Annotated in this window: 14 protein-coding genes; 9 read left to right on the top strand and 5 right to left on the bottom strand. The window is 39.9% G+C overall.

Features of this window, described 5'->3' with window-relative positions; translation table 11 throughout:
* The first annotated feature begins 183 nt into the window (after positions 1 to 183).
* Positions 184 to 1,509 carry a guanine deaminase gene (gene guaD, locus AC559H_RS05340; protein ID WP_026786795.1) on the top strand — a complete coding sequence of 442 codons (1,326 nt, stop codon included), beginning with the start codon at positions 184 to 186 and terminating at the stop codon, positions 1,507 to 1,509.
* A 188-nt stretch (positions 1,510 to 1,697) separates the two neighbouring features.
* Entirely contained in the window at positions 1,698 to 2,357 is a 660-nt protein-coding gene (locus AC559H_RS05345; protein WP_026793950.1) for an SH3 domain-containing protein, read from the top strand.
* On the opposite strand, the gene AC559H_RS05350 is transcribed toward AC559H_RS05345, so the two are convergent.
* Both AC559H_RS05350 and AC559H_RS05355 read right to left on the bottom strand, forming a co-directional pair.
* Positions 2,354 to 2,881 carry a Ycf51 family protein gene (locus tag AC559H_RS05350; protein ID WP_026786793.1) on the bottom strand — a complete coding sequence of 176 codons (528 nt, stop codon included), beginning with the start codon at positions 2,879 to 2,881 and terminating at the stop codon, positions 2,354 to 2,356. The genes AC559H_RS05345 and AC559H_RS05350 overlap by 4 nt on opposite strands.
* Before the next feature lie 140 nt (positions 2,882 to 3,021).
* Positions 3,022 to 3,804: a slipin family protein gene (locus AC559H_RS05355; RefSeq protein WP_026786792.1), complete on the bottom strand. Its 783-nt coding sequence runs from the start codon at positions 3,802 to 3,804 to the stop codon at positions 3,022 to 3,024.
* A gap of 154 nt (positions 3,805 to 3,958) precedes the next feature.
* Here AC559H_RS05355 and AC559H_RS05360 point away from each other — a divergent pair, with 154 nt between their 5' ends.
* Positions 3,959 to 5,224 carry an acyltransferase family protein gene (locus AC559H_RS05360; protein ID WP_043937494.1) on the top strand — a complete coding sequence of 422 codons (1,266 nt, stop codon included), beginning with the start codon at positions 3,959 to 3,961 and terminating at the stop codon, positions 5,222 to 5,224.
* A 68-nt stretch (positions 5,225 to 5,292) separates the two neighbouring features.
* Here AC559H_RS05360 and larC read toward each other — a convergent pair whose 3' ends face one another.
* Positions 5,293 to 6,546: a nickel pincer cofactor biosynthesis protein LarC gene (gene larC, locus AC559H_RS05365; protein ID WP_026793951.1), complete on the bottom strand. Its 1,254-nt coding sequence runs from the start codon at positions 6,544 to 6,546 to the stop codon at positions 5,293 to 5,295.
* Positions 6,547 to 6,614: 68 nt separating this feature from the next.
* Here larC and AC559H_RS05370 point away from each other — a divergent pair, with 68 nt between their 5' ends.
* The gene (locus tag AC559H_RS05370) at positions 6,615 to 7,274 is read left to right on the top strand and encodes an L-threonylcarbamoyladenylate synthase (RefSeq protein ID WP_026793952.1); all 660 of its coding nucleotides are present in this window, start codon (positions 6,615 to 6,617) and stop codon (positions 7,272 to 7,274) included.
* A 171-nt stretch (positions 7,275 to 7,445) separates the two neighbouring features.
* Here AC559H_RS05370 and AC559H_RS05375 read toward each other — a convergent pair whose 3' ends face one another.
* The gene (locus AC559H_RS05375) at positions 7,446 to 7,739 is read right to left on the bottom strand and encodes a hypothetical protein (RefSeq protein WP_036831873.1); all 294 of its coding nucleotides are present in this window, start codon (positions 7,737 to 7,739) and stop codon (positions 7,446 to 7,448) included.
* Positions 7,740 to 7,963: 224 nt separating this feature from the next.
* On the opposite strand from AC559H_RS05375, the gene AC559H_RS05380 reads away from it, so the two are divergent.
* Positions 7,964 to 9,400 carry an aminotransferase-like domain-containing protein gene (locus tag AC559H_RS05380; protein ID WP_026793953.1) on the top strand — a complete coding sequence of 479 codons (1,437 nt, stop codon included), beginning with the start codon at positions 7,964 to 7,966 and terminating at the stop codon, positions 9,398 to 9,400.
* Positions 9,401 to 9,461: 61 nt separating this feature from the next.
* On the opposite strand, the gene AC559H_RS05385 is transcribed toward AC559H_RS05380, so the two are convergent.
* Positions 9,462 to 9,614 carry a four helix bundle protein gene (locus AC559H_RS05385; RefSeq protein ID WP_081692338.1) on the bottom strand — a complete coding sequence of 51 codons (153 nt, stop codon included), beginning with the start codon at positions 9,612 to 9,614 and terminating at the stop codon, positions 9,462 to 9,464.
* A 423-nt stretch (positions 9,615 to 10,037) separates the two neighbouring features.
* Between AC559H_RS05385 and AC559H_RS05390 the strand changes: the two genes are divergently transcribed.
* The 4 genes from AC559H_RS05390 to AC559H_RS05405 all read left to right on the top strand — a co-directional run bounded on the left by AC559H_RS05390 (position 10,038) and on the right by AC559H_RS05405 (position 14,320).
* Positions 10,038 to 10,166, top strand: coding sequence for a helix-turn-helix domain-containing protein (locus AC559H_RS05390; protein WP_081693671.1), 129 nt, complete (start codon positions 10,038 to 10,040; stop codon positions 10,164 to 10,166).
* Between the two features lie 94 nt (positions 10,167 to 10,260).
* Positions 10,261 to 12,747 carry a plasma-membrane proton-efflux P-type ATPase gene (locus AC559H_RS05395; RefSeq protein ID WP_026786786.1) on the top strand — a complete coding sequence of 829 codons (2,487 nt, stop codon included), beginning with the start codon at positions 10,261 to 10,263 and terminating at the stop codon, positions 12,745 to 12,747.
* 142 nt (positions 12,748 to 12,889) lie between these two features.
* Complete coding sequence (locus AC559H_RS05400; protein ID WP_158442151.1) at positions 12,890 to 13,387, top strand: c-type cytochrome; 498 nt, start codon at positions 12,890 to 12,892, stop codon at positions 13,385 to 13,387.
* Between the two features lie 18 nt (positions 13,388 to 13,405).
* Positions 13,406 to 14,320: a polyphosphate kinase 2 family protein gene (locus AC559H_RS05405; protein WP_081693670.1), complete on the top strand. Its 915-nt coding sequence runs from the start codon at positions 13,406 to 13,408 to the stop codon at positions 14,318 to 14,320.
* Positions 14,321 to 14,356: the final 36 nt, after the last annotated feature.

Here is a 14,356-nt window from a genome sequence, read left to right on the forward strand (position 1 = left end):
GTAGTTACACAAAATAAATTACCTAGTTGAGAAAGGGAACAGCCCCCCAAACCCCCCGTGCACGGGGGGCTAGGGGGGGGAGGGAACAGGGTGGAGGATGTGTAATTAATTTTGTTTAGGTACTTAATGCTATAATCACAGTTTAAATACACAACAGCTTACCAACCTAAAATCTCCTCACTGATGACCCATTTAAAACTATTTCGTTCAGCATTTTTAGACTTTATTGATGACCCATTTTATGAATCAGAACAGAATAGTGTTCGTTATATTCCTGATGGATTATTAGTCGTAGAATCTGGAATTATTATAGACTTCGACGATTATAACATTTTAAAAGAAAAATATCAAGGGTTTACAATTACCCATTATTCTAATTTATTAATATTACCCGGATTTATTGATACCCATATTCATTTCCCCCAAACCGAAATGATAGCCTCCTATGGAAAACAACTATTAGAATGGTTAAATCAATATACATTCCCCACAGAACGTAAATTTAGTAGTAAAGAATATGCTCAACAAATTGCGTCATTTTTCCTAGATGAATTACTTAAAAATGGAACCACAACCGCCCTAGTTTTTGCCACGGTTTTCCCCCAGTCCGTTGATGCTTTCTTTGAAGAAGCCTATCGGCGAAATTTACGCATGATTTCGGGTAAAGTGATGATGGATAGTCACGCCCCGGATTATTTAAAAGACACCCCGGAAACCTCCTATCAAGATAGCAAAAGATTAATCCAAACTTGGCATAAAAAAGGACGTTTACTCTATGCAATTACTCCCAGATTTGCCATAACTTCTAGTCCTGAACAATTAAAAATAGCTGGAAAATTATTAACAGAATTTCCCGATGTTTATTTACAAACCCATCTTTCAGAAAATCTCAAAGAAGTTGAATTAGTCGCCGAACTTTTCCCCCAATCTCCAAACTATTTAGGGGTTTATGACCAAGCGGGTTTAGTCGGAGAACGTTCAATTTTTGCCCATAGTATTCATTTAACAGAAGCTGAATTTCAACGGTTATCAGAGGCTAAATCTGCGATCGCATTTTGCCCCACTTCTAATTTATTCCTAGGAAGTGGACTGTTTAAACTCCATCAAGCTAAATCTAAAACCTATCCCATTAATGTCGGTTTGGGTAGCGATATTGGAGCGGGAACCAGTTTTTCCCTCCTGCAAACTGCTAATGAGGCATACAAAATTGCTCAACTACAAAATCAAACTCTTTCACCTTTTCAATCTTTATTTTTAGCCACATTAGGCGGAGCAAAAGCTCTAAAATTAGAGGATAAAATTGGTAATTTTGACATCGGGAAAGAAGCAGATTTTATTGTTTTAGACTATAACTCGACCCCGTTAATGAGATTGAGAAATCAACAAATTTCCGAACCTCAAACCCGATTAAAAATTGCGGAAACTATATTTAGTTTAATTATATTAGGGGATGACCGAGCTATTCAAGCCACCTATATTATGGGAGAGAGGGCATATTCAAAAGAATAGGATAAAATAGAACTAATAGACTTGCCAATTTTAATATAGCAGTCGCCAGACCTATTAGGACAAAGAGTGATGCAGCAAAGCTAGACGGTGAAGTCTTTTCCTCCGGTGTTCCCTCCCCCCCCTAGCCCCCCGTGCACGGGGGGTTTGGGGGGCTGTTCCCTTGTTCCCTGTTCCCTGTTCCCTGCTATATGACTCCTACAGCTATTGTTACGACTCCCGGTGATACCCTGAATGTGCGTTCTACTCCTAACGGTGAAATTGTTGATATTTTGGACGATGGCACCCAGGTTGAAATTAGTGGAGATTCTGTTAATATTGAGGGTGAAATCTGGACACCCATTGGGATAAATCGTTGGGTGGCTGCGAAATACTTAACGCTTATTGATGACGAAATTTTAGCTATTCCAGGCGCTAAAATAATATCTACACAAACCGAGGAACAAATCGGAGGGGGTTTACAAGTTTATCAAACTAAATTACTGGATAATACAGGTACAATTATTAATACCGTGCGCTGTGTTTCTGGTCGCATTGGTCAACAAATTCCCTCGGATATATCGGGTTCTCAAACTCCTTTACCCTTTGGGATTTATACCTTTGATGCTCCGGGTATCGTTGAAGATGCACCCGGAGAATTTGGCGGAGTTTGGTCAGCAATTACACCGACTTTTCCCACAGAAAGAGTGGGATTAGGTGTACATTATGATCCTTCGGCTTTGTTATATGTTTCTGAAACGGGAACATCAGGATGTTTAGCCACACCGACAATAGAAGAACGTGAGATGATGACAACCTTTATTCTCGAATATCAACCCACCCATTTAATTGTTAAGAAACCAGAAAATTAAGATTGAACTTGTTTTAAACGAGCTAGATTTTTCTCAAATATCTGAATGTCTAAGTTATCCTCCTGTTGTTCAATAACAGAACGTTTAACTTGACCCAAATAGAGTGGTTGAGAAACATTTGCATCGGGGTGAACAATAGTTCTAGCGCGAATTAATAGTGGTGCTTGAAATTGTCCTCCCCGTCCAGAGGAATATAAATCTGACGCCGCTTGACGTAAGGTGGCATCTAATTCAGTTTTGGTAATATTAGGTGCAACAGCAATAACAATCTGTCTACTCCCATCATCAAATACCCGACTATAGCGCGCCGCCCCAGGAACTTGAACATGATGAAATAAACCCAAACTCAAACCAAAAACCCCGCCCGTTAAAACTCCTGTAAAGGCTGTAATTCCTACTAACCTAAACCGAATACCCCATTTAAAAATAAATGAGAATACGGTAACGATAGCCAGAACTAAAGTAGCAATTCCGATCCATTTAGCAAAATTTAGCAATTCTGCGGTTGAGAATGAGAAGTCCATAACAGATATGAAAGAAACAACATCTAAACTTATAGCTTAATCTTAAAAGGGTGAATTTGCATATTAATATTGACTATCATTAACCCTCAAATAACGTTAGGGGTTAGATCTCCAAACTTTCTTGAGGGTTATACTTAGAATTAGACTTTCGGAGGAAGTGGGGGTTTTTGTGTAGGTGGAACACTCAAATTTTGAACAAATGGCAATAAATCTGAGGGAAGCACCACAATAGTTGTGGTATTATTTTCTATCCCAATTTCCGAGAGCATTTGTAACCGTCTTAACTCCAGGGCGGCGGGATTTGCCATAATTAATTGAGAGGCTTCTGCTAACTTAATAGAGGCTTCTTGTTCCGCTTCTGCTTTAATTAAACGCGAACGTTTTTCTCGAAGTGCTTCTGCTACTTTTGCCATAGCTCGTTGCATAGAAGTAGGAATTTCAACATCTTTCATTTCTACTCTTTCAATCACAACTCCCCAAGATTCAGTCATTTCATCCACGAGTTCTTGAATTTTCTGATTAATCTTATCTCGATTTTGTAAAACATCATCAAGACTACTTTGACCAATGACATTCCGCAGGGTTGTTAAGGCAGCTTGATAAACTGCTTTTTCATAACTTTCCACCTTAACAATTGCCTTGGAAGGATCAATTAAACGGTAATAAAGAACTGCATTTACTCGAATGGTTACACTATCAGATGTGATGGTTTCTTGCGGTTCTATATCAACGGTTTTGGTTCTAATATCCACTTGAATTTTTTGATCAAATACTGGAATAATCCAATATAAACCCGGCCCCTTAACCGATTGAATTCGCCCCAATCTAAAAACAACTCCCCGTTGATATTCTCGATCTAACTTAAAGCCGGAAATGGTTAAATAAGCTAATAGAATAAAGAAAGAGCCAAAGAAATAATTCATGGTTTTTTGATCTCCAATCTCAACTCCATTATAAACAGTACCAGAAGTTAAGCCTAATTTCTTAATATTATTTTATGATTAGGAGAATTAATTTTTATGATATAATTTTACACCAGTTTGGTAATTTTTGGGAGAATCCCAAATTAAAATTTTTATGAATCCTTTGTCCTCAGAATCATCACCTGCTGTTTCTAACTCCGTTGATGCGCTATTAAGCTTGCGAGGAATTGCCTGTTTAGTCGTTGTATTATTTCATTGTAGTATTTCACGGCAATTAATTGTTTATCCCCCCTATGATTTTTCTTGGTTATTACTAGGGGATGGTATTGTTGCCGTCTGGATATTTTTTGCCCTTTCAGGATATTTAATGGGAAAAGCCTTTTATACCTATCGTTATTTACCCACGGTATCGGGATATAAAGCATTTTTTATGAATCGAGTTTTAAGAATTTGTCCCCTCTATTACTTTTCCGTATTAATTATTGCAATTTTTGTTTATCCTGAAATTTTAAAAGCAGAAAAATGGTTTGAATTATTCAGGATTCTAACTTTTACCTATACCTTTCCTTTGCCTTTATCCCCTAATCATCCAGATTTTAATTTTAATCCAGTGATTTGGTCATTATCAACGGAAGTTCAATTTTATTTAATTGTACCCTTTTTATATACAGCGTTTCGACCCATTCTGGTTAATCGAACTAAAATTTTAATTACCGCCCTAGCCATTATTGGGTTTACATCAATTTGTCGAGGTTTTGCGTTACTTTTCTTTCCCCATCATACCTCCCTTGTCCTCAACTTAGATGTGTTCTTATCTGGTTTTTTACTCAATGCTTGGTTTCAGTGTAAACCTATAAAAAATATTCAGACTTCAATTTTTATGCCTTTCAGAAAACGGTTTAAAAATTTAATCTCTTTAAAAGTAATTGCTATTTTAGCTATGATAGGTTTATATCTAATTTCAGCCTATCATGGCTACCATCAAGAATTATGGAATGTTGCAACTCGTCCAGCCACATTAATGCAAAGAAGCCTATTTATTACTCCATTTAGTTATTATTTTATGCCTGTAATCACTGGAATTTGTACAACATTCTTTATCTATGCTTTTGAGCGGAATGGTCAGTATAATAATAGAGTAAAAAACAAAAAATTATCTTTTGAAACCTGTCTGGAAAATCCAGTTAGAGTGTTAGAAATTATGGGAGTATTATCCTATGGAATTTATTTATGGCATTATCATATTATCCAAAAAATAGCTCCCATTGTTCAAGTTACTGACCCCTTAACCACATTTTTTCATAAACTCTCCGTCGTTGTGATTTTATCCGTTATTTTATCTGCTGTTACTTATTCTTTGGTGGAAGTTCCCTATGCGAAATTAAAAAAATATAATTCTTCACAATCATCAAAATACTAACATCCATAATCAACAAACTAAAATCCAACTAAACCCATTACCTATTACCCATTACCTATTACCCATCTTTAAGGCAAACCATACCAACTTTGTAATGCTAATCTATGCACTTCTAACCAACTAACTTTATGCTGTTTAGCGAGTTTTGCACAGTCTTCATATTCCGGTTGAACATTAGTGATTTTTTTACCTGAAAAACCAACTTTAACTCTAACTGCACCATATTGAGTTTCAACAGTTTGAATATCCCGTTTCAAAATACTGCGATTTTGTAGGGTATGACGAATTCCTAATGTTGTGGTTTCTCGAAATAATATGGCTTCACAAACTTGACGGTGTTCGGGATGACAAATAACCGTTAATAATACCCCCAAACGGGATTTTTTCATGGTAATTGGTTGGCTAAAAACATCAATAGCCCCCGCTTGAAATAATAATTCAAAAGTATAAGCAATCACTTGAGGACTTAAATCATCAATTTGAGTTTGTAGTACAGAAATAGTTTCTGTAATCGTTTGAATTTCTGTATTAACCGTTGAGAAAATATCGCTATCTAGGGATGGATGTTGTTCCCCAACCCATAGCCTTAAAATATTAGGAATAGGTAAATCCTGAGAACCTGCACCTAAGCCTATGGTTTGAATAGATAAAGCCGGAGGTTCTCCAAAACTTTGAGCTAAAGTCACCGCAATTGCCGCCCCCGTTGGTGTCACTAATTCCCGTTCAATATCATTACTATAAACCGGAACTTTCCCCATTTCAAATAACTTTAAAACCGCCGGAACTGGAACAGGTAATTGTCCATGGGCTGCCCAAACCGTTCCCCCGCCCGTGGGTAATGTCGAACAATAAAATTGTTCAATATTTAACCAATCTAAACCCAAACAAGTCCCAACAATATCAACAATAGCATCCGTCGCCCCAACTTCATGAAAATGAACTTCTTCAACGGGAATACCATGAACATCCGCTTCCGCTTCTGCTAACTTCCTAAAAATAGCTAAACTCCTAATTTCCACCTGTTGAGGCAATTTAGCTTGTAGAATAATGGCTTCAATTTGTGATAAATGCCGGGTGGTACTAGAATGGTGATGATCTTCATGATCATCAGAGTTGTGTTGAGTTAAATTAACAGAAACTTTTGTTGCTAACTGTCCCTGACGACGAACAGGTTCAGATTTTAACTCATATTCTGCCCCAATTCCCAGTAACTCTAACTTTTCTTTTAAATAATCCAAAGGAACACCAGCGTGGACTAATGCTCCCAAACACATATCGCCGGAAATTCCTGTCGGACATTGAAAATAAGCAATCTTAGCCATAATTTGTCGTTAGTCTGCTAGTCTTGAAATCGATATAAAATTTGTTCTCTAAAATACAACATATTACCATGGCAATTCTATATGAAATCCATCCCCAAAACCCCCAAGAACGCATCCTAGAAAAAATCAAAGACGACCTCAAGGATGGGGCGGTGATGCTGTATCCTACCGATACGGTCTATGCCATTGGTTGTGATTTAACCGTCAAGTCAGCCATTGAACGAGTCCGACGCATCAAACAACTCTCCAATGATAAACCCTTGACGTTCCTGTGTTCTTCCCTATCTAATATTACCGATTATGCGATCATTAGTGACCCCGCTTATCGTTTAATTAAAAGATTAGTTCCAGGGACATACACTTTCTTATTACCCGCGACTAAATTAGTTCCTAAATTAGTCATGTCTCCTAAACGTAAAACCACAGGTATTCGTGTCCCGAATCATCAAGGTTGTTTGTCCATTCTTAAAACTTTAGGCAATCCCATTATTTCCACTTCTGCCCATATTACCACAGAAGAAGAAGGTCAAGCCCCGATTGCTTTACCCATAGAACATCAAGTTGATAAAGCCAGATTGTACGATAGTTTAGGTAAGTTAGTTGATATTATTGTAGATGATACCTCAGACCCAGGATATCATGTTTCAACTATTATTGATTTAACCACTGATGAACCAGTAATTGTGAGAAAAGGTCAAGGCTGGGAACAAGTAGAAGAATGGTTTTAAGAATAATTGTAGCAGTTGTAGGGGCGGGTTAATCGAGATTTAGGTGATTAAAAAATATCTAACAGAAACCGCCCTTACACAACCTCTTTGTGCCTTTGTGTCTTTGTGTTTTAATTAAAATTATTAGATAAAAATCCTCTTTTTAAGGAGGATTTAGATAATTTTATTTTTCTATAAATTATAACGTTTTTCTAACCAAATTCTAACTTTCTGTTCCGTATCAAACCGGGCTTGATGACCCGTCACCGGATCATAAATCTGCCAAATCATATTTCCATCAGCGTCTTTTTTTTGCCAGATTTTAGGTTCAGTTGGTGAAGTTAAGGCATTCACAAATATTGCTGTAATACTTTTGAGGCTATGAAGAATATTTTTGCCAACATTCAACCCTTTAGCCTGATAACTGGGCAATACAGGAAAAGATATTTGCAGCGTCGCCAATGATGAACTTCTGGTCATTTTCATCCGAATCACCTCACTAAAAATGGATGGTGAGTTATCCCAAAATTAAACAAATACTCAATCCTTGCTTAATTCCCACTTGGGAAAACTAATCTTGTTATATTCCTATTGTTGCGGTTTCTCTCTCACCCGTACAGATGCAGTTATACTAAATTGTAACCATAACAGTTTTATTGATCTAAACTGTTATGCTAGTTCTTACCCTTAACTGTTACCCCTCTACCCCCATGAAAGTTAGACCCCTGGAAATGGAAAATGGTACAAACCTCTATGAGCAGGTAGCCCATCGCATAGAAGGCTTAATTAGCGAAGGCACTTTACAAACAGGCGATCGCATTCCCTCCGTGCGAAAAATGCACCAACAGATGAACGTAAGTATTTCTACAGTCTTAGAAGCCTATCGTCTATTAGAAGACCGGGGATTAATTGCCGTGCGTCCCCAGTCCGGTTATTTTGTCCGTCCAGGCCTGTTATCCCATCGAGATGAACCCAACCCCTCAGCCCCTCCCCACAGAGCCCTACAGGTTGATACGTCCCTCGCTGTTCGGATTAATCGCGCCCTACGGGAACCGAATATTATTAAACTGGGGGCGGCAGTAGCCGATCCCTCCCTGCTTCCCCTGGCCACATTAAACCGTTTGATCGGACAAACCTTGAGAAATGACCCGGAGCGCTGTCATTCCTATGATGTCCTACCCGGTTGTGAACCCCTGCGGCATGAAGTCGCCCGTCGGTTAATGGAAGCCGGATGTTCGATCACACCGGATCAGATTTTGATTACCAATGGCACCACCGAAGCCCTGTATTTATCACTGAGGGCGATCACCAAACCTGGGGATACCGTTGCCATTGAATCCCCCTCCTATTATGGATTATTAGAAGTCATAGCCTCACTGAATTTACGCGCCTTAGAATTGCCGACCCATCCCCGGGACGGACTCTGTTTAGACACCTTAGAAACAGCCTTAAAAAAAGGCTCAATTGCTGCTTGTGCCTTAGTGTCTAATTTTAGTAATCCTTTAGGCACTTGTATGAGTGATTTACATAAAAAACAATTAGTAACTGTCCTAGAAAAATATAATATTCCCTTAGTAGAAGATGATATTTATGGGGATTTATGTTTTCAAGGAAATCGCCCCAAAGCTATTAAAGCATTTGATCAAAAAGGATTGGTTTTATATTGTTCTTCTTGTAGTAAAACCCTATCCCCAGGATTACGGGTCGGTTGGTTGGTAGCAGGACAATATCAAACTCAAGTCGAACAATTAAAACTATTTACCAATATGGCTACGGCGACGGTAAATCAGTTAGCGATCGCCGCTTTTTTATCCAATGGTGGCTATGAAAGACATTTACGCCAATTAAGGCGAGCTTATTATGAACAAGTGATGAGAATGACCCAGGCAATTTGTGATTATTTTCCTCCAGAAACTAAGGTTTCTCGTCCTTCTGGGGGTCATGTATTGTGGGTGGAATTGCCCGCTCATTTTGACGCTTTAGAATTACATGAACAAGCCTATCAACATCAAATTAGTATTGCTCCGGGTTCGATGTTTTCAGCATCGGGAGCCTATCAAAACTGTTTTCGCTTAAACTGTGGTTTACCTTGGTCAGATCAACTCGATCAAGCCATGCAAACCTTGGGAAAATTAATTAAAATATAAATAATTAGGGAATAGGGAATGGGCAATGGGCAATGGAAAAAAAGGACTGGAGAATAGGGATTTATTTTTCAAGTGTTCTAATAAGAGAAATAATCATTCTAGTTTCAGATTGTAGATCATTTATTAAAGATTCTATATCTTTTTTCTCACATAATCCTACAGATTCAACCAGAAAAAGATGGGTTTGTAATTCATTAATAGAGCCTTGTGCAATAAAGAACTAATCGGGGATGAAGCATGGGGAATTTGTAGAGAACGGATTTGAAGTTGAATTTTCCCCACAATTTTTTGAGCACCTTCGACATCGACTCATCCACAATAAAGGAACATTTTCAGTGATTTTTGCCTGTTTTAATTTTTGACTTGCAGTGATAGAGCTTGGATAAACCTGTGATAGTTTGAAACCCTTGACGTGAGGAACAGGTCAGATCAAATATGAAAATTATTTGGTTCAATATAGAGAATTAATTGAACAGTTCACTTTAAGTAAAAAACAAAGGACACTTTCTTAATTGAATAGCTGATTGAGAGCCTATTAATCTATAAATGCTCGGTTAATCTACTAGAGTACGGCGTCTATTTTTCATCTTACCAAAAATCATGATAGACTAAATTAGAATAAAGTCAACAACCATAAATAAAAGCCAGATATCGTTATAAATGCTATCCAGCACTCCGTCAAAAATTGGCATTAGCCAAGTCATTTGGGTGTGTACAGGTAGTGTGGAATGATGGTCTGGCTTTCTGCATTTCTGAGTATAAATGAGGGAATAGGAAATAGTAAGCAGTGATGTCTTAACTGTAATGCGTAGTGCCATACAAAATCTAAGATCCCAAATGAGTTCTATAGGAGCCATTTTATGACAGTATCTACCGATCAAGAAACACTTTCGCATCTATCTTTAGAAGCATTACAAAAGCAACTAAATACTTCTAATCAGGGATTGAGCAAAAAAGAAGCTCTGCAACGACAATCAACAGGTGGCTACAACGAGTTACCCGAAACAACCGTCAACCCAATCATGCAATTCCTATCGCACTTTTGGGGGCCGATCGCTTGGATGATAGAGGCAGCAGTGATTCTTTCGGCAATAGTTGGAGACTGGGTTAATTTTGGCATCATTTTGGTACTCCTAATTGGCAACGGAGTAGTGGGTTTTTGGGAAGAATTTCAAGCCGGAAATGCGATCGCGGCTCTCAAGGCAAAATTAGCACTCCAAGCACGGGTGAAACGAGAAAACACCTGGACGCAGATACCCGCCCGTGAAATAGTTCCTGGCGACCTGATCCGGTTACGTCTGGGCGATATTGTCCCCGCAGATGTACGGTTTTTGTCAGGCGATCCGGCACAGGTTGACCAATCGGCGTTAACGGGGGAATCACTACCCGTAGAATGCAAAGTTGGAAGTGTGTTGTATTCCAGTTCCATCCTCAAGCAAGGAGAATTGGATGGCATTGTCTATGCCACGGGAATTAATACTTACATGGGCAAAACCGCCCACCTGGTAGAATCGGCTCAGACAGTCAGCCACTTTCAACGAGCAGTATTAAAAATTGGCGATTACCTGATCATGATTGCCCTGGTGCTGGTGGTCTTAGTGCTGGTAGTAACACTATTTCGGGGCGATCCTTGGTTAACTACCCTGCGGTTTTTACTGGTGCTAACGGTTGCCTCCATTCCCGTAGCCATGCCAACGGTTTTGTCAGTGACGATGGCTGTAGGAGCGCAAAAACTAGCGAAAAAGGAAGCGATTGTCAGTCGGTTAGCAGCTATTGAAGAGATGGCTGGTATTGACATTCTCTGTTCCGACAAAACAGGTACTTTAACTCTCAACCAGTTAACTTTGGGAGAGCCTTTTTGTGTAGGCAATACGGCTCCAGAATCCCTGATCCTCAACGCTGCCCTGGCTTCCCGTGATGAGAATAAAGACCCGATCGATTTGGCAATTCTCGCTGGTTTGAAGCCAGATCAATCTTTAGATACTTACCAAATTGTCCACTTCCAACCGTTTGACCCCGTGGGAAAACGTACTGAAGCCACCGTTAAAAGCGATGGCGATAACTTTAAAGTAACTAAAGGTGCACCCCAAGTAATTCTGGCGCTCTCAAAAAATGTCGATCAGGTGCAACCGCAAGTGGATCAAGCGATCGCAGGTTTTGCCAAACGCGGATTTAGATCCCTGGGGGTTGCCCGGACTGACGATGGTGATAACTGGCAGTTTTTGGGCGTATTACCCCTATTCGATCCACCCCGCAGCGACTCCCAACTGATGATTCAGGCAGTCAAAAAGCTGGGAATTGACTTGAAAATGTTAACCGGAGATCAACAGGCGATCGCCCGTGAAACGGCCCATCAACTAGGACTAAAGGGAGATATCCTCGATGCCAGCCTGCTAAGTTCCGCCGCACCTCACGAAACTGGACAAATTGGTGATGCCATTGAAGCCGCCGCCGGATTTGCTCAAGTCTTCCCAGAACACAAATACCACATCGTCGATGTCTTGCAGCAACGGGGGCATCTCGTAGGTATGGCTGGTGATGGGGTTAATGATGCTCCTGCCCTGAAAAAAGCTGATGCTGGGATTGCGGTTTCTGGAGCCACTGATGCCGCCCGTGCGGCTGCCGATATTGTTTTGCTCACCCCTGGACTTTCTGTAATCGTAGAGGCGATTCAAGAAAGTCGCCGCATCTTTCAGAGGATGAACAATTACGCTATTTACCGGATTACCGAAACCATCCGGGTTTTGTTGTTCATGACCCTTTCCATTGTGGTCTATAACTTCTATCCCGTCACCGCCATCATGATTGTGCTGCTGGCATTATTAAATGATGGTGCAATTATCTCCATTGCCTACGATAACACCCGTCCCGCCAAGCGTCCTGAAACCTGGAATATGCCCATCGTCTTGGGACTGGCAACTATTTTGGGAATAACTGGATTAGCCAGTTCTTTTGGGATGTTGTATTTGGGAGAACGGTATTTTCACCTCGATCGCAGCATTCTGCAAACGCTAATTTACCTGAAGCTCTCCATTGCTGGACATTTAACTATTTTCGTAACCCGCACTAAGGGGCCATTTTGGTCAATTAAACCAGCCCGAATTTTACTTGCAGCCGTCGTGGGAACTCAAATAATCGCCACCCTGATTGCAGTGTATGGCATCTTTATGACCCCTCTCGGATGGGGTTTGGCAGGTTTTGTCTGGATTTATGCGTTGATCTGGTTTTTGATTGCAGACTGGGTAAAACAACTTGCCTACGGTGTGTTTAATCATGATCAGCCTGTCTATGTAACACGGGGTTTAAGACTGTTGAATCAATGGTTTTTTCATAAGCCTGTTAACTAAGTAATCAAAACAAAAATTTCTAGCAATCACCATTAAAGGAGAACAAACTATGAACCGGGAAATCAAAATTATTGTTAACAGCCTGTTGGTTTTCATGTTTACTTTACTACTTGTCACCTGTGGATTGCGCCCACATTCAGTAGTGCCCAGTCCAACCGCCCAAGCAGTAAACACTTCGAGCCCACAGTCAGTAGAGCGCAGTCAAACCGCCCAAGCAACAAGAACATTTAACTCCAACGGCGAACGGATTTATGTGACTTCTACAAGCGATCGCGGCACAAACATTACTTATACTAACGAACAATCATCGGGTAGCATGGGCGGTGGTTCCCAGGGTGGAATGATGGGCGGTGGATCATCCGGTGGGATGATGGGTAATAGCAACATGACCTGTGCTTCCTGTCATGGTTTGAATGGTCGTGGTGGTACAAGCACCATGATGGGAATACAAACAATGAATGCACCCGACATTCGCTGGTCAGCTTTAAAAAATGAATTTGATGCCGAAAAATTCCGATTAGCAATTACGAAAGGTCAAGACCCCGACGGTAAGAAGCAGTTGAATAATTATATGCCGCGCTGGAACATCGGGAATGAAGACTTAGCTGATTTAATAACTTATCTCAAGACACTACCTTAACAGGGGAGAGTTAAAAGTATGACTGATTCATCATTGAACCTATTTCCGATTAAAAATATTGACGATTTGACTCGTCCTTTTATTGTGCCACCAGAACGAAAAATTTCCCTTGCCAAAGACTATGATCCAGGCTACAAAGCCGATCATCTCAAAAAGTCGAAAGCTAAAGGTCAATTAAAGGAAGGAATTGAGGCGTTAGCTGAATATCAGGATGTTCTTTATGCCCAAAATACCCACGCTGTGCTAATCATCTTTCAGGCGATGGATGCGGCGGGAAAAGATAGCACCATCAAGCACGTTATGTCAGGTATTAATCCTCAAGGATGTCAGGTGCATAGCTTTAAAGCACCATCTACGGAGGAGTTAAATCATGACTATTTATGGCGATGTTCTAAGGCTTTACCCGAAAGAGGACGAATTGGAATTTTTAATCGATCTTATTACGAAGAAATTTTAGTAACAAGAGTACATCCAGAAATCCTAGAGCAGCGACCGCTCCCTATGAGCATAATTGATAATAATATTTGGAAGCGCCGCTTTGAAGAAATCAACAATTTTGAGAAGCATCTAGTTAATAATGGGACGATCATCCTCAAGTTTTTTCTCAATGTATCGAAAGAGGAGCAAAAAGAACGTTTTTTAGAACGGATTAATCGCCCTGAAAAGAATTGGAAATTTTCTGAAAATGATGCGAAAGAGCGTAGATTTTGGGATGACTATATGAGTGTCTATGAGGATATGTTCAATCACACCAGTACAAAATATGCCCCTTGGTATATTATTCCTGCCGATCATAAATGGTTTACTCGTCTAGTTGTGGCGGGTATCATTTACACGCAGTTAAAGGAACTGAATCTCAAGTATCCTAGTCTCAGTAAAGAGCAACATAAGGAGCTTTTAAAAGCGAAAGAGATTCTGGAGAGCCAGAAATAAGCATGAGAATTGGTTGATTTAGCGATCGCCATATTC

It is taken from the genome of Planktothrix prolifica NIVA-CYA 540 (genome assembly GCF_963864145.1).
Lineage (GTDB): Bacteria > Cyanobacteriota > Cyanobacteriia > Cyanobacteriales > Microcoleaceae > Planktothrix > Planktothrix agardhii.

Bases quoted from the DNA above. Each gene is read 5' to 3' on its own strand.
- guaD (WP_026786795.1), top strand. From the start codon at position 184: ATGACCCATTTAAAACTATTTCGTTCAGCATTTTTAGACTTTATTGAT.
- AC559H_RS05345 (WP_026793950.1), top strand. From the start codon at position 1,698: ATGACTCCTACAGCTATTGTTACGACTCCCGGTGATACCCTGAATGTG.
- AC559H_RS05350 (WP_026786793.1), bottom strand. From the start codon at position 2,881: ATGGACTTCTCATTCTCAACCGCAGAATTGCTAAATTTTGCTAAATGG.
- AC559H_RS05355 (WP_026786792.1), bottom strand. From the start codon at position 3,804: ATGAATTATTTCTTTGGCTCTTTCTTTATTCTATTAGCTTATTTAACC.
- AC559H_RS05360 (WP_043937494.1), top strand. From the start codon at position 3,959: ATGAATCCTTTGTCCTCAGAATCATCACCTGCTGTTTCTAACTCCGTT.
- larC (WP_026793951.1), bottom strand. From the start codon at position 6,546: ATGGCTAAGATTGCTTATTTTCAATGTCCGACAGGAATTTCCGGCGAT.
- AC559H_RS05370 (WP_026793952.1), top strand. From the start codon at position 6,615: ATGGCAATTCTATATGAAATCCATCCCCAAAACCCCCAAGAACGCATC.
- AC559H_RS05375 (WP_036831873.1), bottom strand. From the start codon at position 7,739: ATGAAAATGACCAGAAGTTCATCATTGGCGACGCTGCAAATATCTTTT.
- AC559H_RS05380 (WP_026793953.1), top strand. From the start codon at position 7,964: ATGAAAGTTAGACCCCTGGAAATGGAAAATGGTACAAACCTCTATGAG.
- AC559H_RS05395 (WP_026786786.1), top strand. From the start codon at position 10,261: ATGACAGTATCTACCGATCAAGAAACACTTTCGCATCTATCTTTAGAA.
- AC559H_RS05405 (WP_081693670.1), top strand. From the start codon at position 13,406: ATGACTGATTCATCATTGAACCTATTTCCGATTAAAAATATTGACGAT.